The organism is Blastomonas sp. AAP25, from assembly GCF_001295965.1.
Lineage (GTDB): Bacteria > Pseudomonadota > Alphaproteobacteria > Sphingomonadales > Sphingomonadaceae > Blastomonas > Blastomonas fulva.
The window spans coordinates 135,908-156,528 of sequence record NZ_LJHP01000005.1 but is presented as its reverse complement, the minus strand read 5'-3'; the positions used below and the strand labels follow the sequence as shown (position 1 = coordinate 156,528).

19 protein-coding genes and 1 tRNA gene are annotated in these 20,621 nt (G+C 65.2%); 7 read left to right on the top strand and 13 right to left on the bottom strand.

All coding sequences use genetic code 11. The annotated features are described in order from the left end of the window. Nucleotides 1–5: 5 nt before the first annotated feature. The 4 genes from IP68_RS05435 to IP68_RS05420 are packed head-to-tail and all read right to left on the bottom strand — an operon-like array spanning nt 6 to nt 6,987. The gene (locus IP68_RS05435; protein ID WP_054133956.1) at nt 6–2,081 is read right to left on the bottom strand and encodes a tetratricopeptide repeat protein; all 2,076 of its coding nucleotides are present in this window, start codon (nt 2,079–2,081) and stop codon (nt 6–8) included. Further along, nucleotides 2,065–3,474 (bottom strand): PEP-CTERM-box response regulator transcription factor, encoded by a 1,410-nt coding sequence (gene prsR / locus IP68_RS05430; RefSeq protein WP_054133955.1) that lies wholly within the window; start codon nt 3,472–3,474, stop codon nt 2,065–2,067. The genes IP68_RS05435 and prsR overlap by 17 nt, the downstream gene beginning before the upstream one ends. Before the next feature lie 2 nt (nt 3,475–3,476). Further along, nucleotides 3,477–5,597: an XrtA/PEP-CTERM system histidine kinase PrsK gene (prsK, locus tag IP68_RS05425; RefSeq protein WP_082382152.1), complete on the bottom strand. Its 2,121-nt coding sequence runs from the start codon at nt 5,595–5,597 to the stop codon at nt 3,477–3,479. A 4-nt stretch (nt 5,598–5,601) separates the two neighbouring features. Beyond that, nucleotides 5,602–6,987 carry a TIGR03013 family XrtA/PEP-CTERM system glycosyltransferase gene (locus IP68_RS05420; RefSeq protein ID WP_054133954.1) on the bottom strand — a complete coding sequence of 462 codons (1,386 nt, stop codon included), beginning with the start codon at nt 6,985–6,987 and terminating at the stop codon, nt 5,602–5,604. Nucleotides 6,988–7,092: 105 nt separating this feature from the next. On the opposite strand from IP68_RS05420, the gene IP68_RS05415 reads away from it, so the two are divergent. Then, on the top strand, nt 7,093–7,314 hold the full coding sequence (locus IP68_RS05415) for a hypothetical protein (RefSeq protein ID WP_054133953.1): 222 nt from the start codon (nt 7,093–7,095) through the stop codon (nt 7,312–7,314). Nucleotides 7,315–7,824: 510 nt separating this feature from the next. Here IP68_RS05415 and IP68_RS05410 read toward each other — a convergent pair. Next, the gene (locus tag IP68_RS05410; protein ID WP_231683752.1) at nt 7,825–8,124 is read right to left on the bottom strand and encodes a hypothetical protein; all 300 of its coding nucleotides are present in this window, start codon (nt 8,122–8,124) and stop codon (nt 7,825–7,827) included. Between the two features lie 78 nt (nt 8,125–8,202). After that, the gene (locus tag IP68_RS05405) at nt 8,203–9,600 is read right to left on the bottom strand and encodes a short-chain fatty acyl-CoA regulator family protein (RefSeq protein WP_054133952.1); all 1,398 of its coding nucleotides are present in this window, start codon (nt 9,598–9,600) and stop codon (nt 8,203–8,205) included. A 393-nt stretch (nt 9,601–9,993) separates the two neighbouring features. Between IP68_RS05405 and IP68_RS05400 the strand changes: the two genes are divergently transcribed. Then, on the top strand, nt 9,994–10,353 hold the full coding sequence (locus IP68_RS05400; protein ID WP_054133951.1) for a hypothetical protein: 360 nt from the start codon (nt 9,994–9,996) through the stop codon (nt 10,351–10,353). A gap of 24 nt (nt 10,354–10,377) precedes the next feature. Here the strand turns inward: IP68_RS05400 and IP68_RS05395 are convergent, their stop codons facing one another. The 3 genes from IP68_RS05395 to IP68_RS05385 all read right to left on the bottom strand — a co-directional run bounded on the left by IP68_RS05395 (nt 10,378) and on the right by IP68_RS05385 (nt 12,887). Beyond that, complete coding sequence (locus IP68_RS05395) at nt 10,378–10,971, bottom strand: DUF3501 family protein (protein ID WP_054134328.1); 594 nt, start codon at nt 10,969–10,971, stop codon at nt 10,378–10,380. Between the two features lie 17 nt (nt 10,972–10,988). Next, nucleotides 10,989–12,332, bottom strand: coding sequence for a heterodisulfide reductase-related iron-sulfur binding cluster (locus IP68_RS05390; RefSeq protein ID WP_054133950.1), 1,344 nt, complete (start codon nt 12,330–12,332; stop codon nt 10,989–10,991). 129 nt (nt 12,333–12,461) lie between these two features. After that, entirely contained in the window at nt 12,462–12,887 is a 426-nt protein-coding gene (locus IP68_RS05385; protein ID WP_054133949.1) for a rubrerythrin family protein, read from the bottom strand. Nucleotides 12,888–13,124: 237 nt separating this feature from the next. On the opposite strand from IP68_RS05385, the gene IP68_RS05380 reads away from it, so the two are divergent. Together IP68_RS05380 and IP68_RS05375 are read left to right on the top strand one after the other, a co-directional pair. Beyond that, nucleotides 13,125–13,400 carry an HU family DNA-binding protein gene (locus IP68_RS05380; protein ID WP_054133948.1) on the top strand — a complete coding sequence of 92 codons (276 nt, stop codon included), beginning with the start codon at nt 13,125–13,127 and terminating at the stop codon, nt 13,398–13,400. 158 nt (nt 13,401–13,558) lie between these two features. After that, complete coding sequence (locus tag IP68_RS05375) at nt 13,559–15,028, top strand: ATP-binding protein (protein WP_054133947.1); 1,470 nt, start codon at nt 13,559–13,561, stop codon at nt 15,026–15,028. Nucleotides 15,029–15,118: 90 nt separating this feature from the next. Here the strand turns inward: IP68_RS05375 and IP68_RS05370 are convergent, their stop codons facing one another. Continuing rightward, complete coding sequence (locus IP68_RS05370; protein ID WP_054133946.1) at nt 15,119–16,447, bottom strand: dihydroorotase; 1,329 nt, start codon at nt 16,445–16,447, stop codon at nt 15,119–15,121. Nucleotides 16,448–16,494: 47 nt separating this feature from the next. Between IP68_RS05370 and IP68_RS05365 the strand changes: the two genes are divergently transcribed. The 3 genes from IP68_RS05365 (at nt 16,495) to IP68_RS05355 (ending at nt 18,125) form a co-directional block, all read left to right on the top strand. Next, entirely contained in the window at nt 16,495–17,232 is a 738-nt protein-coding gene (locus IP68_RS05365) for a folate-binding protein YgfZ (protein WP_054133945.1), read from the top strand. Nucleotides 17,233–17,319: 87 nt separating this feature from the next. Then, nucleotides 17,320–17,967: a TetR/AcrR family transcriptional regulator gene (locus tag IP68_RS05360; RefSeq protein ID WP_054133944.1), complete on the top strand. Its 648-nt coding sequence runs from the start codon at nt 17,320–17,322 to the stop codon at nt 17,965–17,967. Nucleotides 17,968–18,050: 83 nt separating this feature from the next. Then, a tRNA-Val gene (locus IP68_RS05355) sits at nt 18,051–18,125 on the top strand. Between the two features lie 76 nt (nt 18,126–18,201). Here the strand turns inward: IP68_RS05355 and IP68_RS05350 are convergent. The 3 genes from IP68_RS05350 to IP68_RS05340 all read right to left on the bottom strand — a co-directional run bounded on the left by IP68_RS05350 (nt 18,202) and on the right by IP68_RS05340 (nt 20,617). Then, nucleotides 18,202–18,471: a zf-TFIIB domain-containing protein gene (locus IP68_RS05350; RefSeq protein ID WP_054133943.1), complete on the bottom strand. Its 270-nt coding sequence runs from the start codon at nt 18,469–18,471 to the stop codon at nt 18,202–18,204. Between the two features lie 173 nt (nt 18,472–18,644). Then, nucleotides 18,645–19,601: a DMT family transporter gene (locus IP68_RS05345; protein WP_082382151.1), complete on the bottom strand. Its 957-nt coding sequence runs from the start codon at nt 19,599–19,601 to the stop codon at nt 18,645–18,647. Beyond that, nucleotides 19,601–20,617 (bottom strand): low specificity L-threonine aldolase, encoded by a 1,017-nt coding sequence (locus IP68_RS05340; RefSeq protein WP_054133942.1) that lies wholly within the window; start codon nt 20,615–20,617, stop codon nt 19,601–19,603. The genes IP68_RS05345 and IP68_RS05340 overlap by 1 nt, the downstream gene beginning before the upstream one ends. Between the last annotated feature and the right edge of the window lie 4 nt (nt 20,618–20,621).

Genomic DNA, 20,621 nt, shown 5'->3' with positions numbered 1-20,621 from the left:
CTTCGTCAGCCGTCCCGAAGCTCGCGCAGCATCGCTGCTGCCTGCGGCCGTTCCGGAAACGCGCCAAGCGCCAGCGACGCCCTGAGCGCGCCCACCGCCTGCGCGGTCTTACCCGCCTCGGCATAGGCCTGCGCCAGATGATAGCGCAGCCAGGGATTGCGCGGATTCTTGGCGCCCGCTTTTTCGAGCATCTCGACCGCGACCATCGCCTGGCCGCCCTGCCCGGTCAGCGTCAGCCCGCGCATGTGGGTAGCAAGCGTGTTGGCGGGCTGGACGCGATAGGCCAGCCGCGCGTCATGCGCGGCGGTGGCCCCATCGCCGCTGCGCAGCCGCGCCAGCGCCAGGTCGGCGAGCAGCAGCGGCTGGTTGTTGCCCAGCCGCGCGTGCAGCGCGCCCAGCGTCAGGATCGCGCCGGGCCAGTTGCCGCGATCGATATAGGCGTTGGCGAGCAATCGCAGCCCACCTGTATTGGCGGGGCTGTAGCCGACGAACCGCACCAGCAGCGCATCTGCCTCATCGGCGCGGCCGGTTTCGCGCAGCGCCAGCGACAGGCGGCGGACCACGGGTTCGGACAGCCGGATTTCGGCCGCGCGCCGGTACAGCGGCAGCGCGGCTGCGGCATTGCCCGCAGCAAAGCGCACATCCCCTAGCAGCATCTGCGCATCGGGCACGCCGGGGTTCGCCTCGGCCAGCGGCTCGGCAAACTCGGCCGCCTGCACAAAGTCGCCATTGGCCACCAGCATGCGGACATAGGGGATCACCGCGCGGGCATCGCGCGGTGCGGCGCGCGCGGCATCGGCGAGCATCCACGGCTCGTCAGCCTCGGCCAGCCGCACCATCGGCGCGGTATCGGGCTCGGCAGCACGCGCGAGATAGTCGGTCGCCTGTGCCCCCTCGCCGATCGCCTCGAGCGACCGCGCGACCAATGTCAGCAGATAGGCGCTGGTGCCGCCCTGGTTGGCCACGCCACGGAATCGCGCGAGCAATGTCTCGTGCTCGCCTTCGGCATAGAGCGCGCGCGCCAGCAATTCCGAGGCGCGGCGGTTGTACGGCTGGGCATCGGCGAGCTTCTCGAACCGGTCGATCGCCTGGCGATAATTGCCCAGCTGGAACTCGACCACGCCTTCGACCTGCATCACCGCGGGCACACGCTCCAGCGCGCCGCCGGTCTTCTGGATCAGATTGCGCGCCAGGCTGTAGTTGCCTGCGCGCGCGGCCAGCACCGCCTGCAGGAAATAGCCGCGCGGATTGTCCGGCTGCAGCGCCACGATCTGCCGCGCGGCGGCCAGCATGTCGCGCATCCGGCCCATGTCACCCAGCGTCGCTGCATATTCGCCCAGCACGCTGACATCATTGGGATCGATGCTGAGCGCGCGCTCGAACCAGGGCAGCGATGCGGCCAGTCCATACTGGCTGCGCACCAGCTCGCCGCGCAGCTGCAAAGCACGAACATTGCCGCCATTCAGCTTGACCGCATGATCGGCCGCCTCGACCCCGCCCGCCTGATCGCCCGAAGCGACGCGGAAGCGCGCGATATCGGTCCACAGCATGCTGTCGTCGGGCGCAAACTGCAGCGCGCGGTCGAATGAGGCGCGCGCGGCATCCATGTTGCCCAGCGCCAGATGCGCGCGGCCCGATGTGCGCGCGGCAAACCCCGCATCGCCCGCGGGCACGGGGCCTTCGCTGAGCCAGGCGAGCGCGGCATCGGCGCGGCCCTGCAGCAGCAGGGCTTCGGCCATCGGCGCGCGCACGATATCGCGATCGGCGCCCAGTTCGATCGCACGGCCGAGCTCGGCTTCGGCGCCGGTGGCATCGAACAGCGACAGGAAGACGCGCGCCTGCGCGATCCGCGCGGCAGGCAGGCGCGGCGCAGCCTTGATCGCGTTCATCAGCTCGATCCGCGCGGCGCGGTTGTCGCCGCGCGCGCGATACTCCTCGGCGCGCGCCATCGCCTGACGCGCAGCGCCAAGGTCTTCTGCCTGCAAGCGCGTGGCCGGACCGCCCAGCATCAGCGCGCAGGCGACCAGCGCCAGCGTCAGCCGGCGGCCAGGACCGGATCGAGGTTCAGCTCTGGATGTCATATTGCCTGAGCAGATCGTACAATGTCGGCCGGCTGATGCCCAGCAGCTTGGCCGCGCCAGAAATATTGCCCTCGGTCCGGGCCAGCGCGTGGCGGATCGCCTTGCGGTCGGCGAGTTCGCGCACCGCCTTGAGGTTCAGGAATTCGGGCGTTTCGGGTTCGGCGCGTTCCAGATCCAGATCCTCGGCGCGGACCAGCCGGGTTTCGGCCATGATTACCGCCCGCTTCACCCGGTTCTCCAGCTCGCGCACATTGCCCGGCCAGTGCCAGGCATCGAGCATCTTGAGCGCATCGGGGGCAAAGCCCTTGACAACCGGGTTCATCTCGGCGGCGAACCTACCCAGAAAATGCTTGGCGAGCAGCACCGCATCGCCCGGCCGTTCGGCCAGCGCCGGGATGGTCACAACGATCTCCGCCAGCCGGTAGAACAGGTCCTCGCGAAAGCGCTCTTCGGCGATCATCTTTTCCAGGTTCTGGTGCGTCGCGCAAACCACCCGAGTATCGACCGGGATCGCATTGCGCCCGCCTACCCGCTCGATCACCCGCTCCTGCAGGAAGCGCAGCAGCTTGACCTGAAGCGGCAGCGGAATGTCGCCGACCTCGTCGAGGAACAAAGTGCCGCCCTCGGCCTGTTCGATCTTGCCGATTGTGGTCTTGATCGCGCCGGTAAACGCGCCCTTTTCATGCCCGAACAGTTCGGATTCGAGCAGGTTTTCGGGAATTGCAGCGCAGTTGATCGCGACAAAGGCCTTGGCCCGGCGGTTGCTCTTCTCGTGCAGACCGCGCGCGAACAGCTCCTTGCCGGTGCCGCTGGCACCCAGCAGCATCACCGAAACATTGGTGTTGGCGACACGCTCGATCATCCGCGCGGCCTTCACCATCTGAGCATCGGCGGTGATCATGCCGCCCAAGACGGTATGGTCGTCGCCCGATTTCTGACTGAGCCGCGCATTCTCGCGCTCGATCTGCTGGACGTTGAGCGCACGGCGCACGATCAGCGCGAGATCATCGATCTCCACCGGCTTGCGATAGAAATCATAGGCCCCCTGCGCGATCGCATCGCGCGCGCTCTGCCGCTCGCCATGGCCCGAGGCGATGATCACCTTGGTGTCGGGCTTGAGCCGCAGGATCTCCGCGAGCGTGGCAAAGCCTTCGCTGACGCCATCGGGATCGGGCGGCAGGCCGAGGTCGAGCGTGACGACATCGGGCTCCTCGTAGCGCAGCAGGTCGATCGCGCTTGCGCGATCGCTGGCGCACAGCACCTCGAAATCGTCGAACGCCCATTTGAGCTGACGCTGCAGACCGACATCGTCCTCGACCACCAGCAGTCGCGGCAGCCTGGGCTGGCCCTTGCCGCCGCCGTTGAGCGCTGGATTGGGGGTGAGGTCATTCATTGTCAGATTACCTTTGCAGCCAGGTGCGGCTCTTCGGCCCCGCCCTGGTCATTCTCTATCCGGGTGGCGAGCGGCAGGTGAACGGTGAACCGGCTGCCCTCGCCTTCGCGGCTTTCCACCTCGATCCGGCCATGCATCGCTTCCACCAGCAGCCGCGCCTCATAGGCGCCAATGCCAAAGCCATCCGCCTTGCTCGAGATGAACGGCTTGAACAGTTTGGCGCGGACGAACTCGGCAGACATTCCCGCCCCATGGTCGACGATCTCGATCACCCCGTTGAGGCCGTCGCGCGACAGGCTGACATACACCGGGCTTTCAGGCTCGCTGGCGTCGATCGCGTTCTGGATCAGATGGCCCAGCACCTGTTCGAGCTGGACGGGATCGGCCATCAGCGTCATGCGCGGCGCACTGCTGGCGACGAGCTTGTGGCCCTGGGCCTTGTCGGCGATGACCGCGCGCACGATGCGTTCAGCATCGATCGCGCGGATGCCGTCCCCGGTCGATCGCGCATAGCCGGTGAGGCGGCGGATCAGCGTGTTCATCTTGCCGACCGAGTTCTGCAGCGTCGCAATCATGTCGGCGCGGAATTCGGGGTTGTCGGCATGCCGCTCGGCATTGCGCGCGACCAGGCTCAATTGGCTGACCAGGTTCTTGATGTCGTGCATCACGAAGGCCATGCGGCGGTTGAACTCGTCGAACTGGTCCGCCTCGCGCAAGGCTTCCTGGCTGCGCGCCTCGGCAAGATAGCTCGCCAGCTGCCGCCCGACGAGGCGCAGCAGATCAAGATCCTCCCAGTCGAGCTGCCGCTCAATCAGCGGGCGCGACAGCACCACCAGCCCGGCCAGCCTGTCGAAATGCACCAGCGGCACGATCGCCCACGCATTGCTTTCGGCGATCACCCAGTCGGGGATCGCGCGCCGGTCGGTCAGCGTGTCCTTGCCTGAGCGCAGCGCGTCGAGCTCGACGATGCGGCCCGTCGCCTGGAAATAGCCGATCGTGCCTGCGGTGCACGCCTGCGCAGGGACATCGGCAGTGGGCCAGTTGAACCGCGCCTGCAGCTGCAGCCGTCCGCCCTCGGTGGGGGCGAGCAGCAGCCCCGCCGGGCTGTCGCTGATATCGGCCGCCGCCTTGATCACGCGTTCGTGGAACGGCGCGGTGCCATCGCCGGGCCTTCCGATGGTTTCGGTAAAGCGGATCCATTCGGCGCGGTAATCATAACGGTGCTGGAAAAAATGCTTGGTCGCCTTGACCTTGAACCAGGCACGGAAGCGGTCCGACGGCAGCAAGGCCAGCGCAGCGATCGACATCCCCAGCACCAGCAGCAGCTGAGCGCCCGAGGCCACCGTCCCGCCGACCGACCGCAGCATCTGCGCGACCGCGATCATCGTCACCAGATAGCCCAGAATCGCGAACACCGAGAGCGAGCGATAGGCGACCTTGCGCGACAAGGTGAGCTTCCACCCGCCCGGGCGGTTGGCCGCGAGCGCGAAGAACGGCACCGCCAGGATCATCATCACTCCGCGCAGCGCCACCAGATCCGCAGGCAGGGCGCGGCCCAGATAACCCACGGTATAGAGGTTGAGATCGTACAGCCACATCGCGGCAAGCGCAGTCAGCGGCAGGCGCAGGCTGGCGCGGGTCTCGGCATCGGCAACCGAATAGAGATTGTTCGCCAGAACCAGCGCGCCGACGACGAAGATCATCCGCAGCAGCATCGCGGCGGAATAGCCGAGCTCGTCGAGCTGCGGCACGCCCCGGTTGGCGACATGCCAGACATCGACCAGAGGCTGGGCGACCAGCACCACGACGAGCACCATGTACACGGCCGTGACCGTGCGCGGCTGCGCGCGGGCGGAGCGGACCATCTGGAACAGGAACGCCAGCCAGGCAAGGTTGCGCATCGTCTCGCCCAGCCCGGCAATGGCGTGGTTGCCGCCCATGCTGGCTGCGGCAAAGGCCCACAGGCTGGTCGCCAGCAGCGCCAGCAGCAGCGCGGCATCACCGAGCGAGGGGCGCGTATCGCGCAGGCCCGCCCAGCGCCGCAACAGCCAGGCCGCCACCAGCATGGTCAGCGCCGCTGCGGCGGAATGGCCCCAGAGCCCTATGTCATGCCAGTTGGCCATCGGCTCAACGCGCGCCGTCCGGCCACAGCACCACCCGCAGCGTCTGCAGGATGATCAGCAGATCGAGAAACGGGGTATAGTTCTTGGCATAATACAGGTCGTATTCGAGCTTGTGCCGCGAATCCTCGACCGAGGCGCCATAGGGATAATTGATCTGCGCCCAGCCCGTGATGCCCGGCTTCACCATGTGCCGCTCGTTGTAATAGCGCATCTGGGTTTCCAGGCTGGCCACGAACTCGGGGCGCTCGGGGCGCGGGCCGACAAAGCTCATGTCGCCCTTGAGCACGCTCCACGCCTGGGGCAGCTCATCGATCCGCACCTTGCGGATGAAACGCCCCAATCGCGTGACGCGCGGATCGTTCTTCTGCGCCCATTGCGCGCCATCGACCTCGGCATCGATCCGCATCGAGCGCAGCTTGATGATCTCGAACGGCTGGCCATAGAGCCCGACGCGTTCCTGCTTGAAGAACGCAGGCCCCTTGCTGTCGAGCTTCACCAGCAGCGCGAAGAGCAGGATGATCGGCGCGGTCAGCGCGAGCAGGATGGAGCTGACGACCAGATCGAACAGCCGCTTTGCGATCGTCGAAATGCGGCGCCCTGCGGAAAAGCCGTCGGAAAAGATCAGCCAGCTGGGATTGACGGTGTCGAGATCGACCCGGCCCGTCTCGCGCTCCAGAAACGTCGACAGATCGTTGACATGCACGCCTGTGGTCTTGATCCTGAGCAGGTCGTTGACCGGGAGCGCGTTGCGCCGCTCCTCGAGCGCCAGCACCACCTCGGTGACGTTGAGATTCTCGACATGCTTGGCGAGGTTCTTGATCGCATCGCGGTTGATCGCTTCCTCGACCACCAGCGCGCCATCGTTCATCGCGACGAAGCCGACCAGCACGAAACCGGCGTCGGGTCGGTCGGCCAGATCCTGCACCCGCTGCGCGCGCTTGCCTGCGCCCAGCACCATCAACCGGCGCTTGAACGCGGTGGTGCCCAGCAACCCGCCCAGCAGGATGCGAATGCCGATCAGAAACAGGATCGACAGGCCCATCGCGTACAGGCTGTTCGATCGCCACAGGGTGGCTCCGGGCAGGATGAAATAGGTGACCGAGAGGAAGATCACGCCCAGCGAGACCGCCACCAGCAGCCGCGCCGCGGCAAAGCGGATCGATTGCAGCGCATCGGGTCCATAGACCCCGACCGCGATCATCGCCATGTGGACGAGCAGCGCGAAGGTGATGATCGGCATCGGTCGCTGCGAGAGCGGCTCGATGTCCATCCCAATCTCGTGCGCGCGCCAAACCCAGCCGATTTCGGCCGCGAGACCCAGCAGCGCGAGGTCGAAGAAGCCGAGCAACAGCACCGCGTGCGGCACGTAATGTTTGAAGAGCCTGAACATGGCTGCGGCTATAGCCGGTCAGTCGTGAAGTGTCGGTTAATTTTACAGCCGCAACTGGGCCATCGCCGCTGATTTTCGATCAAAGTGTCAAAGGTCTTTACGCCTTTGACCAACCGCAATCATCCCAACAATGGTCCGCTATCTGATGTGCATACTATCGCCAAGCCCGACGATCTGGATAGAAAGCAGCCCACGTTGTCGCTCAAACACCCGTTCGTCCGCACCGTGATCATCCATCCAACGACGGACGCCAGCGCAAATGTCGGAGCAAAATCGGTCGACCTGCAGATTCATCTGATCGCCGACTTGGATCAGGTGAAGGCCTAGGCCGCGAGGGACAGGCTGACGAAAACTAAATCGCGCCAATGCTTCCCGTGCTCGCTGCTCTGCAATATCGTCCTGACCTTGGTGAAGATAGGCGCATCGCAGCGCATACGCATCGCGGCCACTTACAAAGACGTGGGGGTAGCCAGGAATTTTGCTTGTATACCTAGGGGCGATGTAGACGTTCCACCACGCTACGTACCGTTCCTGAGATCGTCTTTGAGGCGACTGAAGTCTGCCACAAATATTGGGAAGTGTTAGAGAAAGAGAAAGAGCAGCAAGCCAACTCTCTCCGACCAAGGCGCTTTCTACAGCTTCAACAAAAGGCAGCATTTGGTGATCATAACAGCGATTTGAAGCAGGCTCCACCCAGCATCATCGCAAAGTTCGACCGGTGCATTGCTTTCTACGCCAGTGCGCACGCTTTTCGATTTCCGCAAAGTAGGATGCGCACCAGCCGCAATTTGACAGTAGGTGTAAGTCGCGCGCTTCGCCGCCATCGAAATAAATTAGTTATTCCCCGATCTTCTGTGCGGCTTCCTGCGCGGCATCGCCGACCTTCTGCGCGGCGTTGCCGACCTCTCCGGCGGCGCCAGCCACCGCATCGGTGCGAACTTCCCCCTGCTTCATGAACTGGAACGCGAAGAACCCGCCTACCACCAGCACCAGCAGCACCAGCGCCATCATGATGCCCGATCCGCCACCCGAGCGGCTTTCGATGACGGTGGTGTGGGTCTGTGCCGGCGCGGGGGCCGCTGCGCCCGGTGCGGGCTGTTCGGTCACGATGGTTTCGGTGCGATCGGTCGGTGTCATAGCATATCCCCAAACACGTGATGTGTGGGGCGCTTACGTGCCGGACAGCAGTAGGTTCCGTCCGCCGGAGCCTGACGGTCAGTCGGTGACGAAGTCGAAGGGCGTGACCCCGCGTTCGCGATCGTCGAATTTGAGCCGGATCCCGAGCGGCGGCTTGGAGCGCTGCGGGCAATCGCCGCGTTTGCACATCGCGCAGCCCGGTCCGATCCGCGTCGCGCCGGCCGCGCTCAGGTCCAGCCCGCGCGCGTAGCACAACGTCGCTGCCTGATCGATCGCGACGCCCAGCCCGATCGCGAATTCCGCCGTGGTGCCGCCCGCGCCATAGCCCGCGCCCTGCACGCTGCGCGCCAGCGTCAGCCAGCGGCTGGCATCTTCCAGCTCGACCAGTTGCACCTGCACCTGGCTGGGGCGCGAAAAGGCCTGGTGCAGGTGCCACAGGGGGCAGGTCACCTCCGTATCGGCGAGCGGGGCGCGGTTGGCGCCGCCAAAGCGCTTCGAGACCTGGCCGGCGCGATCGACCCGGACCATGAAGAAGCCGAGGCCCCGCTGGCCGACGCGCTGCAGCGTGGTCAGCCGGTGCGCGACATGCTCGAACCCCGCGCCGAAGCGTCGCTGGAGCAGCAGCATGTCATAGCCCGATTGCTCGCACGCGCGCAGGAACCGGCCATAGGGCATCATCAGCGCTGCGGCAAAATAGCTGAAGATATGCCGCTGGTAGAGGCGCTCGGCGGTGCGATCGCCGAACTGCGCGCCTGCGACCAGCGCATTGACATCGGCGCGGTATTCGAGCTGACCGAGCAGATAGGCCGCCTGGAAAGTGCGCGAGGCCATGTCGAGCATTTCGGACAACTGCAGCTGCCGGGCATGCAGGTCGAGCCGCCGCAGCCGCCCGGGCATCACGTTTTCGGGCAGGATGCGGATCGCCAGCTGGTGCTTGGTGCGCAGCCGCTCGGCGATCGCGGAATACAGATCGCCGCTCTGCAGCCGCAGGGCATCGGCCAGTTCCTCAGCGGCGTGATCGAGATCGGCGAAATGGTTGCGCCAGCGTTGGATTTCGCTTCGCACCCGCGCCACCGGATCATCGACCGCGCCCGCCACGGGACCGGCGCCAGCCCCGCCCTGCACCCGGTCGAACAACCGCGCGAACGCGGCTGCGGTGCCCGGCGAGGACACCAGCCAGTCCTCGATCTCGCCAGGCTCTATCCCCAGATCGGCAAAGGCAGGGTCGGCGAGCCGCCGCCGCATCGGCCCCAGACCGCCGCCCGGCTCGTCGCCGGTGAGATCGCGCGGATCGACATCGAACCGCTCGGCCAGCGCCAGCATAAGCCGCGCGCTGACCGGGCGCAGGTTGCGTTCGAGCAGGTTGAGGTAGCTGGGCGAGATGTCCAGCCGCTCGGCCATCGCGGCCTGGGTGAGACCGGCATTGCGGCGCAGACGGCGGAGCGCGGGGCCCGCGTGAAGGGAGGCATCGACCATCCGCAAAGCGTGTAATAATCGTGACAAAATGACAAGCCGAAACCCGGATATGGTCGCAATATTCGCGATTTTTCTGTCAATTTGTAGTGTCACCTTGCGCGGGCACGGCTAGGCGTTTGGGCGAGACACGCGGTGGCCAAGACATAGCAGGAGAGGATGGGGGTGAGCGGGGCAACCCCGCCACCCTTGCTTGCCCAGACCGGCCCCGCGATGCCCGCCCCTTTGCCCGCCTTTGCCCGGGCCCGAGCTTTCCTGGGGAGGAAAGACATGCCGCCGGTGGCCCTGCCTCCGGCGGCATTTTCATGAAGTCTCTCCGCCAATCGCTACGGACTGTTAACCGGACCCTGCTATGCCGAGGTCCGTTTGCGACATCATCGGGATTTGGTCAGGTTTATGCTCAAAGAGGTCATGCTGGGATCGGGCGGCATCATGCTGGCTGCCGCGATATTTGCCTCATCGGTGACGACCGGCACCGGCCCTGTGCCCGCCGCACCCGCACAACCCGCACCCGTGGCCGCACCCGTGGCCGCACCGCCGCCCCCGGCAGCGGTGGCCTCTGCCCCGCGTCCTGCGGCGGTCTTCCCGGAAGATACCGGCGATGTCGACTTCGGCGCGCCGATGATCGAGGCCGTGCCGGTCGAAACCGGCCTTGCCGACCCCGCCGTCAACACCGCCGTTCCCGACAGCGCGGAGGCCGGAGGTGGGCGCCAATTCAACGCAAAGCCTGGCCGCGCCTATCCCATCCCTCGCTGAACGCCGTCGCCGCCGCCGCTTATTCTAGAGGCAGGCGCGGGTGAGGTAATTGCGGGTTTCCGCGCCGATCAGCGCGGCATGGCCGTAGGCGGGATGGGTGATCTGCACCATCGCGACATTGCCTGCATCATGCCATGCGGCAAGCGCAGCGTCGTCCATCGCGAAGTGCAGGAAGTGCACCGCGCTCGCCTTGCCCGACGCGCTCGTCCGCTCGACATCCTGTTCGGGGCTCGCGGCGATCCGCACATTACCGATGGTCAGGAAGATGTGGCTCTCCACCCCGCCGATCGTCCGCAGGAACGCATCGCGCCGCTCGGGATTCTCGATCTCGAACATCAAGGTCGCGGTCAGCTCGCTGCCATTGGGGACCATCGGGTTGTACGCAGCCAGTTCGTCGGCGAGCTGCTCATCGCCGCCCTTTTCGATGCGCAGCATCTCCTGGATCTGCAGCCACATGCTGTCCCAGCTCTCGAAGGTAATCATCGCGTGCGGGCCGATGGCCAGCCGCGAGTACTTCTTGGCAAGGATGCTCTCCTGGCGCTTGTCCTTGCGGATCAGCTCATAGTCGGCAAGATCCATGATGTCGTCACGGGTGATGGAACGGCGATCCTTGGGCATGATTGTTTCCATGTGGTTTAAAGTCCGTAGGCCTTGGCCATCAGCTCGACGGGATGGCCGATCCGCTCTGGCACCTTCTTGGAGCCGCCCATCTCCATCGTCTGCTTGAGATGCTCCCCGGCGAGCGGGCATTCGCTGACCATATAGTCGGGCGAGGTCTTTTCCAGCGCGCGCACCGTGGGCCGCGCCAGCTTCACCGCGGTGTCGAAATTCTGGGAGTAGATGCCCCATTTGCCGCCATGGCCCGAGCAGCGTTCGGTCATCACGGGCCTGGCTTCAGGGATGAGCTTGAGCATCTCCATCGCCTTGGGGCCCATGTTCTGCGCGCGCGAATGGCAGGCGAAGTGCACGCCGATGCTGGCATCCATCGCCTCGACAGGGGTCAGGCCGGCGGTTTTGGAGAGCTTGACGATATATTCGCTGATGTCGTGGGTGGCCGCCGACAGCTTGGCGATGTCGGCATTGTCCGGCTCGATCAGCGGCCATTCGAACTTCATCATCAGCGCGCAGCTCGCGGTGATCGCGACGACGTCATAGCCCTGATCGATCAGCTGCGCGAAATGCGCGGCGACGCGTGCGGCGGCGCTGGCGACAGCGGGGATATCGCCGTTCTCGAGCTTGGGCATGCCGCAGCATTCGGGATGCTCGATACGCACCTCCACCCCATTATGCGCCAGCACCTTGACCGCGGCCTCACCCGGGGTCTGGTCGTTGAACTGGTCGTAGCAGCTCGCATACAGCGCGACGCGGCGGCCGAAGCCGGGGGCATCGGGATTGGGCGCGCGCACCAAAGCGGGTGCGCGGTTGGTGAACGGAATGTCGGCAAATGCGGGCAGATGCGCGCGAGCATCGATCCCCAGCATCGATTGCATGATGCCGCGTGTCGTGGTGTTGCCGCCATCGGTCGCCCAGTTGGCGACATCGGAAAAGACGCTGCCCAGTTTGCCGTTGCGGTCGGTCTCGGCGAGCAGGCTGTCGGCTTTCGAGGTTTGCCCCTTGCGATGCTCGACCGCGCGATAGCGCAGCATCAGGTGCGGGAAATCCAGGTCGAACTCGTGCGGCGGCACATAGGGGCATTTGACCATGAAGCACATGTCGCACAACGTGCAGGCATCGACGACCTGGCCGATCTGCCCCGCGTCGAGATCCTCGACCTCTTCATTGGGGCTCTCGTCGATCATGTCGAACAATTTGGGGAAGCTGTCGCACAGGTTGAAGCACCGGCGGCAGCCATGGCAGATGTCGAACACCCGGCGCATCTCGGCATCAAGCGCGGCCTCGTCGTACCAGCTCTCCTCGCGCCACGGCAAAGCATGCCGCGTCGGCGCGTCCAGACTGCCTTCCTTATAGCCTGATGCCATCACTCATCCTCATAAGGGCACGACCCGGCACGTTCACCTCCGTGCAGGAGACGAATGCGCTTCAAGAAAAATGGCCTGCCCACCGCGCCGGAACGCAGCGGACAGGCCGAGTTGTCGTTCAACTGAAACTCAGGCTTCGGCCAGCAGCGCGTCGAGCGTCTTCTGGAACTTGCCGGCATGGCTCTTTTCCGCCTTGGCGAGCGTTTCGAACCAGTCTGCGATCTCGTCGAAACCTTCGTCGCGGGCGGTCTTGGCCATGCCCGGATACATATCGGTATATTCGTGGGTTTCACCCGCGATCGCCGACTTCAGATTGTCGACGGTGCTGCCGATCGGCTCGCCCGTGGCAGGATCGCCGCACTCTTCGAGAAATTCGAGATGGCCATGCGCATGGCCGGTTTCGCCTTCAGCGGTCGAACGGAACACCGCTGCGACGTCGTTATGGCCTTCGATATCGGCCTTCTGGGCGAAATACAGGTAACGGCGGTTGGCCTGGCTTTCACCGGCGAACGCATCCTTGAGGCTCTGTTCGGTCTTCGATCCCTTGAGTTCCATGGTTCATCCTCAGCTTGGTTTTTGGCCTGAAGCCCAAGGATTACGGGCAGGTTTGGCATTATTCCATGTGATTTTATCGCACAGCTTGATCGAGAAAATCGATCACTGTAATTGATATTAGTTCTCAGTTACGACCAATCGTCGTCATTTTGGAGGAAATTGCCCGCAATACCCGTGACGAGCCGCAAATCTGTCGCTAAACCCCCGCCACCGAATCCAATCAGAAGGACGTTACCCATGAATAATGCTGACCTTGCAGAGAAGATTGCCACCGACCACAACGTCACCAAGGCTGACGCGCGCAAGCTGGTTGACGGCGTGTTCGCCGCCATCGCCGATGCAGCTGCTGCCGGCGAAGAAATCTCGATCAACGGCTTTGGCAAGTTCAAGGTGAAGTCGACCCCGGAACGTGAAGGCCGCAACCCCGGCACCGGCGCGACCATCACCATCAAGGCATCCAAGAAGCTCGGCTTCACCCCCGCAAAGGCGGTGAAGGACAAGCTGAACGGCTAATCTGCCCGTTCCCTTGGGATTTCACGCAAAGCCCCGCCCTCACCGGCGGGGCTTTGTCGTTCCGGGCAGCGCGCCAAAGCCGCAAGGCGGCCCGGCTATCCCCAGCCAGCTTGCCGGTGCAGTTGCAACTCGTCGGGCATGGCGATAGGGCCGCAGGCGTGGGCGCATCGATCGACATTGGCCGGGATGAGACAGGACAGCCTGTCTGCATCGACATGGAAGAGCTGCTGGCGACACGGCTGCTGGTGCAGGGCAATTCGGGCTCGGGCAAATCGCATCTGCTGCGCCGGCTGCTCGAGGAAAGCGCAGGGCTGGTCCAGCAGGTGATCATCGATCCCGAGGGCGATTTCGTCACCCTGGCCGACGCCTACAGCCATGTCGTAATCGATGCGGGCGACTATAACGAGCGCGAGATTGCGCGGATCGGCGCGCGAATCCGCGAACACCGCGCCTCGGTGATCCTCAACCTCGAACAGCTCGAGCTCGAAGCGCAGATGACCTGCGCCGCCGCGTTCCTGAACGCATTGTTCGATGCCCCCCGCGAGCACTGGTATCCGGCGCTGGTGGTGGTCGACGAAGCGCAGATGTTCGCGCCTTCGGTCGCGGGCGATGTCCCCGATCCGGTGCGCCGCGCCAGCCTCAGCGCAATGACCAACCTCATGTGCCGCGGCCGCAAGCGCGGCCTCGCCGGCGCCATCGCCACCCAGCGTCTCGCCAAGCTCGCCAAGAACGTGGCCGCCGAAGCCAGCAACTTCCTGATGGGGCGGACCTTTCTCGACATCGACATGGCGCGCGCCGCCGATCTGCTTGGGATGGAACGCCGCCAGGCTGAGCGCATCCGCGACCTGCAGCGCGGTTGCTTCCTGGGGCTGGGTCCTGCGATCTCGCGCCGCCCGGTGGCGATCCGCATCGGTGCAACTCAGACCGTCTCGCGCACCGGCACCCACACGCTGCTGCCGATGCCCGAGGCCGAGCCGCAGGATATGCGCACGATGCTGTTTGCCGAGATGGAAGGCGACGCCCTGCCCCCCGCCCGCCCGGCCCGCCCGCGACCGATCGCGGCCGACGAGCTGATCCGCGCGATCGCCGAACCCGAGCCGACGACCCAGCCTGCGATCTTCACCGCGCGCCAGGAAGCCGAGGACGCCGCTGACGCGATCGACAGCGAGGCGGTGATTGTGGCGGTCCTGCGCGATATGCTCGCCGAGGCCAGCGCCTCCACCCAGCCCGATGCGCTGCTCTATCAGGATTTCTCGGTGCGCTGCCGGATGCAGCGGCTGGTGCGCGCGCCGCTCGATCTGGAAGGCTTCCGCCATCGGCTGGCGCTGGCACGTGGCGGAGTATTCGATCCTGCCGACCCCGCCTGGGCACCCGCGATCGATGCCGCCGCGCGGCTTCCGCAGGACATGTACGCCCCCTTCCTGCTGATCGCCCGCGCCGCGATGGAAGGCCAGCCCTGTCCCGACGATGCCGCCCTGGGCCGCGCTTATGGCACCAGCTCGCCGGGGCGCATCCGGCGGCTGATCGATTACATGGAAAAGCAGGGCGTCATCGTCGTGCGCGCCGATTTCGGCGGGCGGCGATCGGTGGGGATCCCGGAGCTCGGGCTGAGCACCGGGGTGGAGTAGGCCTGCTGGTCACCCTCACCCTTCCCTCTCCCGGTGGGAGAGGGAAGGAGGCGCGAAGCGCCGGAAGGGTGAGGGTGACCGGCGGCGATATCAGAACTCGGTCGCCTCGAACCGCACCGGCTCGCCGATTGCGCTGTCGGCCAGCGTGTCTTCCCACATCACCCGGTTGCCACGGATGACCGTTCCGATCGGCTTGCCGGTGAGCTCCATGCCGGTGAACGGGCTCCAGCCGCAGCGCGATTGCAGCCAGTCCTCGGTCACCGTCCACTTTTTCTTGAGATCGACGATGGTGAAATCGGCATCATAACCCGCCGCGATCCGTCCCTTGCCGACCAGCCCGAAGATCCGCTGCGCGCCCGCAGACGTCAGATCGATCAGCCGCTGCATCGACAGCCGCCCATGGTGGATGTGATCGAGCAGCAGCGGCAGCAGCGTCTGCACCCCGGGCATGCCGCTGGGCGTGTCGGGATAGGTCTTGGCCTTTTCCTCGATGGTGTGCGGAGCGTGGTCCGATCCGATGACATCGGGAACGCCCTGCGCCAGCCAGTTCCACAGCCCGTCGCGGTGCGCGCCGCTGCGGATCGGCGGGTTCATCTGCGCATAGGTGCCAAGCCGCGGATAGGCCTCTTCCCCCGCAAGCGTCAGATGCTGCGGGGTCAGCTCGCAGGTGGCGATGTCCTTGTGCTGCGCAATCAGTTCGAGCTCCGCCGGGGTGGTGATGTGCAGGATATGAATCCGCCGCTTCGCCGCGCGCGCCAGCTTCAGGATGCGCTTTGTCGCCAGCATCGCGCTTTCGTCGTCGCGCCAAACCGGGTGCGACGAAGGGTCGCCGGTGACGCGGTAACCGGCGCGCTCGTTCATCCGGAACTCGTCCTCGGCATGGATCGCGACGCGGCGCTTGCCGCTCGCGAGCACGCTCGCAAGCGCGCCATCGTCCGCCACCAGCAGATCGCCGGTCGACGCACCCATGAAGATCTTGACCCCCGCCGTGCCGGGGATCCGCTCCAGCTCGGCGAGCATCGGTGCGTTGGCGCTGGTTGCACCGACATAGAACGCATGGTCGCACCACATCCGGTGGTGCGCGCGCGCCAGCTTGTCGGCGACCCGTTCGGCGGTATCGGTGTTGGGCTTGGTATTGGGCATCTCGAACACCGCCGTGACCCCGCCCATGACGGCGGCGCGGCTGCCCGATTCGAGGTCTTCCTTGTGCTCCAGCCCCGGCTCGCGGAAATGGACCTGGCTGTCGATCACCCCGGGCAGAACGTGCAGGCCGGTGCAGTCGATGACCTCGCCGGCATCGGCAGCGAACGCCCCGATCGCGGCGATCTTGCCACCGATGACGCCGATGTCCGCCGCCACCGGGCCACCGGGCAGGTACACCGTGCCGTTCTTGATGATAAGGTCGAAGCTTCCCGTCATGTCCGTCTCCGCTTGATTAGTTGCGGTTGATACGCATGTAGTTGTCTATGTCCAGCCATAGCACATTGACCCAGCGCGCGCTCGTCCGCCTCTCCCCCACCGCCCCGGCCGAAGACGTGCGCGGCTTTCTGCAGGGGCTGGTGACGCAGGACATGCGGCGGGTGTTGCCCGGAAACCCGCAATATGGCGCGCTTTTGAGCGCCCAGGGCAAGACGCTGTTCGACTTTATGCTGTGGGATGACGGGGCAGATGTATTGATCGATTGTGCGCGCGATGCGGCAGGGGACCTTGCAAAACGGCTCACTCTCTATCGCCTGCGTCGCAGGATTTCTATCGCCCGGGAAGAAACCTTGTGCGTCCACTGGTCGCCCGAGCCGGTCGAGGGCGCCAGCCCCGACCCCAGGCTTGCCGCGCTGGGCTGGCGCTGGCTGGCCCCGGAGTCGGGTGACACAGGCGCGGACGAACGCTGGCGCGCGCACCGGCTGGCGCTCGGCGTTGCCGAAGGCGCAGGCGAGCTGGGCGATATCCTGTGGCTGGAGACCAATGCGGTGGAACTCAACGGGGTGAGCTTCGACAAGGGTTGCTATGTCGGCCAGGAAAACACCGCCCGGATGAACTGGCGTCAGAAGGTCAACCGCCGGATCGTCGTGCTGCCGATCGCAGCGGCCGACCCCAAGCGCCAGAAGATGGTGTACGAGGACCTGGGACTGTCGGTCGAGCACCGCCGGACCGAGGATCTTGCCGCGCTCGACCTGCCGCAATGGCAACGCGCGGCGCTTGCCTGACCTTTTCGCGGCATAAAGCAACATTTGATAATCTTGGAATTTTATCGTATAACCGCCTTATCCCCATAAGTCAGTCAGGCTGATTCCATGTCTCGCCCCCTCAATGACCATGATGCCATCCGCGCCCAGCTCATGGATGCGGCCGAGGACATGGTGCGCGCGCGCGGCGCGATCAACCTGTCGCTGAGCGAGGTCGCCGCGGCCTGCGGGATGTCGCAATCCAGCTTCTATCGCTATTTCCCCTCGAAGGAGGCGTTCTTCGAAGCGATCGCCGGGCGCTGGTTCGAGGAGCTCAACCAGATCATGGAAGAGGTCGTGGCATCGGACCTGCCGCCGCGCGAAAAGCTGTTCCAGTTCTTTGCCCGCCGCGTCGCGGTCAAGCGCGCGCGGTTTGAAGCGGACCCGGCGCTGTTCAAGGCGAACATGGATCTGGGCGAAGAGCACTGGGAGGTCATCCGCGGCTATGTCGACCTGGCCGACCATTATATGGCAATGATCCTGGGCGAAGCGATGGCCGAAGGCTATTTCCCGGGCTACGATCTCGACCATGTCGTGTCGCTGACCAACCTGATGGTCCAGCCGTTCTGCAACCCGACGGTGATGATGGACATGATCCGAATCGCAACCCCGGACAATTTGCGGATTGTCATCGACACATTGTTCGAGGGGCTTGCCGTCCATCAGGCAGCGTCATCCGATGCTACCAATGTGACCGCACTGCGCGCGATTTCGTGATCTCTTCGCCCCCTTGCCAAGCGACATCGCTTCTGGCAATGGGGCGCTCCGCACTGGCCGCCGCAACCGGCAGAGCCGCAGGCGGGCGCGTAGCTCAGTGGTAGAGCACACCCTTCACACGGGTGGGGTCGCAGGTTCAATCCCTGCCGCGCCCACCATCTTTCCGGTCCTCTGGAACAGATGGTCACGTCGATCGGGATAACCGCGCGACGGGCAACTTTACGTCTGTTCGCCTCAGTCGAACAATTCCTCGAAGAACGATTTCTTGCGCTTACGATCAGGATAAGGCGAGCTGCCGTGGTGGCTGCCGGGATGCTGGCGTTGGGCATAAGGGTCGGCGCGGGCTGGTTGCGGGGCAACAGGGGCAATCTGAGCACTGCGTTCGATGATCTTGTCGAGCTCGCCACGATCAAGCCATACACCGCGGCAGGTCGGGCAATAGTCGATCTCGATACCCGAACGTTCGCTCATGACCAGCGTGGTGCCGTCGAGCGGGCAGGCCATGGCAGTCTGGTGGTCTTTCGTCGTCGGGTTCTCCTGTAAGGCAGTCCATCAAGAAGATAGGCCGGGCGATCGATCTGACAACCAAGGATCCGCCGAAACAGCTGCGGGCCGACGGGTGGGCCCGCCCATCCGCGCCGCTGGTCTTTTCGGCAGCGGCAATGTCGCGCGCGGATCTACCCGGTCAGCCGTGGCGTCCTGGGGCTTCTCGCGCGCATCGCGATGACCAGGCCGATCATGCCCAGCACCGCGCCGCCAGCGGCCAGCGCGCTCCAGACATAGCCTTCAAACAGGGTGGAGAGGATCATCGCCACCACCGGAACCAGCACGCTGCTATACGCGGCGCGGGCCGGGCCGATGTCGCGGATCAGCGCGAAATACATCGGGAAGGTCACCACCGAGCCCAGCAGCCCCAGATAGACGATCCCGCCCAGATACGCGGTGCGGGTCTCGATCACAGGCGGGCCGTACAGCGCCCAGCCCAGCACCGCATTGCCCAGCGCGCCCCAGAGCATCGCCCAGGCGAGCAGCGAGAGGATCGGCATGCGCCGCACCCGCTCGGCCGATTGCATGACATTGGCGATCGAGGCCGACAGGATCGCGCACAGCGCAAGGCCCAGCCCCTTCATGACATCGCCAAGGTCCGCGGGCATCGCGCGATATTCCTGCACGAAGAGCAGCGCGATCCCCGCCAGCGCCACCGCGGTGCCGAGCACGAATCCGCCCGCGATCCGCTGCCCCAGGAACACCCGCGACAAAATCGCGTTGGGCACCATCAGCATCGCAAACAGCACCGCGAGCAGCCCTGAGGTGATATACATCTCGGATCGGTAGACGAAGTTGAAATTGGCCGAGAACTGGAACAGCCCCAGCGCCAGCGCGATCAGCTGCCCCTGCCGGTCGAGCTTGAGCGGCGCGCCGCGCCACCAGGCGAGCGCGAACATGCCGATCGCCGCCACCCCGAAGCGGTAGCTGACCGACCAGGTCGGCGGAACGCTGGAAATCTGGTCCTTGATCACCAGCCAGGTCGATCCCCAAATCAGCGACACCAGCAGGAACGGCACCAGCACACGCGCCGACAGCATCGAGGGTTCTTCGCGTATCTCGGGCGCGGCGGCGGCAGGGCTCGCCATTACAGGGCAGCGATGGCGGCGGCGAGCGGCGCGACGGTAGCGGCGTCCTGATCCCAGGCGGTGACCAAGCGGGCCTCGCCGCCCTCCTCGGTCATCTCGCCCCAATCGTAGAATTCAAACCCCTGCGTGCGCAGCGACGCGGCCTCGCCAGCGGTGAGCCGGACGAACACCTCGTTGGCCTCAACCGGATAGAGCAACCTGTCGCCGGCGGCCTGCGCGATCGCCTGCGCGCCGGCATTGGCGGCAGCCGCGTTGGCGAGCCACAGATCGTCCTCGAGCATCGCCAGCAACTGCGCGGCGAGGAACCGCCCCTTGGACTGCAACTGCCCTGCGCGCTTGCGCAAATAAGGCAGCTCGCGCGCCAGTGTCGGCTCGAACACGATGATCGCTTCGGCGTTCATGCCGCCGTTCTTGACGCAGCCGAAGCTCAGCATGTCGACGCCTGCGCGCCAGGTGATGTCCGCAGGGTGCGCGCCGGTGCTGGCCACCGCATTGGCAAAACGCGCGCCGTCCATGTGCAGCTTGAGGCCCTTGGCCTTGCACAGATCGCCGATCGCGGAGACCTGCTTGGGCGTGTAGACGAGGCCATATTCGCTGGCATTGGTGATCGAGACGCAGGCGGGCTGCACCTGGTGCACATCGTCGCGGATGTTGCCCAGCACCCGCGCAATGTCTTCGGACGCGAGCTTCGCTCCCTCGCCATCGGCCAGGATCAGCTTGGCACCGTGCATGAAGAAGCCGGGCGCGCCGCATTCGTCCTGCTCGATATGCGCCATCTTGTGGCAGATCACGCCCTTGTGCGGCGGGCAGAGCGCCGACAGCGCGAGCGCGTTGGCCGCGGTGCCGGTGGCAACCCAGAGCGCGCGCACGCGGGTGCCGAAGACCTGGCTGAACCGGTCGTCGAGCGCCTGGCTGAGCGCGTCGCCATCATAAGGCGAATCGAGCTGGTTGGCAGCGATGATCGCGTCCATCACCTGCGGGTGGACCGCAGCGGCATTGTCGGAAAAGAATTTCATGGCT

Coding starts and splice junctions, on each gene's coding strand:
- IP68_RS05370 (WP_054133946.1), bottom strand. CDS start 16,447: ATGACGGGAAGCTTCGACCTTATCATCAAGAACGGCACGGTGTACCTG.
- IP68_RS05390 (WP_054133950.1), bottom strand. CDS start 12,332: ATGGCATCAGGCTATAAGGAAGGCAGTCTGGACGCGCCGACGCGGCAT.
- IP68_RS05400 (WP_054133951.1), top strand. CDS start 9,994: ATGCTCAAAGAGGTCATGCTGGGATCGGGCGGCATCATGCTGGCTGCC.
- IP68_RS05435 (WP_054133956.1), bottom strand. CDS start 2,081: ATGACATCCAGAGCTGAACCTCGATCCGGTCCTGGCCGCCGGCTGACG.
- IP68_RS05345 (WP_082382151.1), bottom strand. CDS start 19,601: ATGGCGAGCCCTGCCGCCGCCGCGCCCGAGATACGCGAAGAACCCTCG.
- IP68_RS05405 (WP_054133952.1), bottom strand. CDS start 9,600: ATGGTCGATGCCTCCCTTCACGCGGGCCCCGCGCTCCGCCGTCTGCGC.
- prsR (WP_054133955.1), bottom strand. CDS start 3,474: ATGAATGACCTCACCCCCAATCCAGCGCTCAACGGCGGCGGCAAGGGC.
- prsK (WP_082382152.1), bottom strand. CDS start 5,597: ATGGCCAACTGGCATGACATAGGGCTCTGGGGCCATTCCGCCGCAGCG.
- IP68_RS05350 (WP_054133943.1), bottom strand. CDS start 18,471: ATGGCCTGCCCGCTCGACGGCACCACGCTGGTCATGAGCGAACGTTCG.
- IP68_RS05385 (WP_054133949.1), bottom strand. CDS start 12,887: ATGGAACTCAAGGGATCGAAGACCGAACAGAGCCTCAAGGATGCGTTC.
- IP68_RS05420 (WP_054133954.1), bottom strand. CDS start 6,987: ATGTTCAGGCTCTTCAAACATTACGTGCCGCACGCGGTGCTGTTGCTC.
- IP68_RS05360 (WP_054133944.1), top strand. CDS start 17,320: ATGTCTCGCCCCCTCAATGACCATGATGCCATCCGCGCCCAGCTCATG.
- IP68_RS05365 (WP_054133945.1), top strand. CDS start 16,495: ATGTCCAGCCATAGCACATTGACCCAGCGCGCGCTCGTCCGCCTCTCC.
- IP68_RS05410 (WP_231683752.1), bottom strand. CDS start 8,124: ATGACACCGACCGATCGCACCGAAACCATCGTGACCGAACAGCCCGCA.
- IP68_RS05380 (WP_054133948.1), top strand. CDS start 13,125: ATGAATAATGCTGACCTTGCAGAGAAGATTGCCACCGACCACAACGTC.
- IP68_RS05395 (WP_054134328.1), bottom strand. CDS start 10,971: ATGCCCAAGGATCGCCGTTCCATCACCCGTGACGACATCATGGATCTT.
- IP68_RS05340 (WP_054133942.1), bottom strand. CDS start 20,617: ATGAAATTCTTTTCCGACAATGCCGCTGCGGTCCACCCGCAGGTGATG.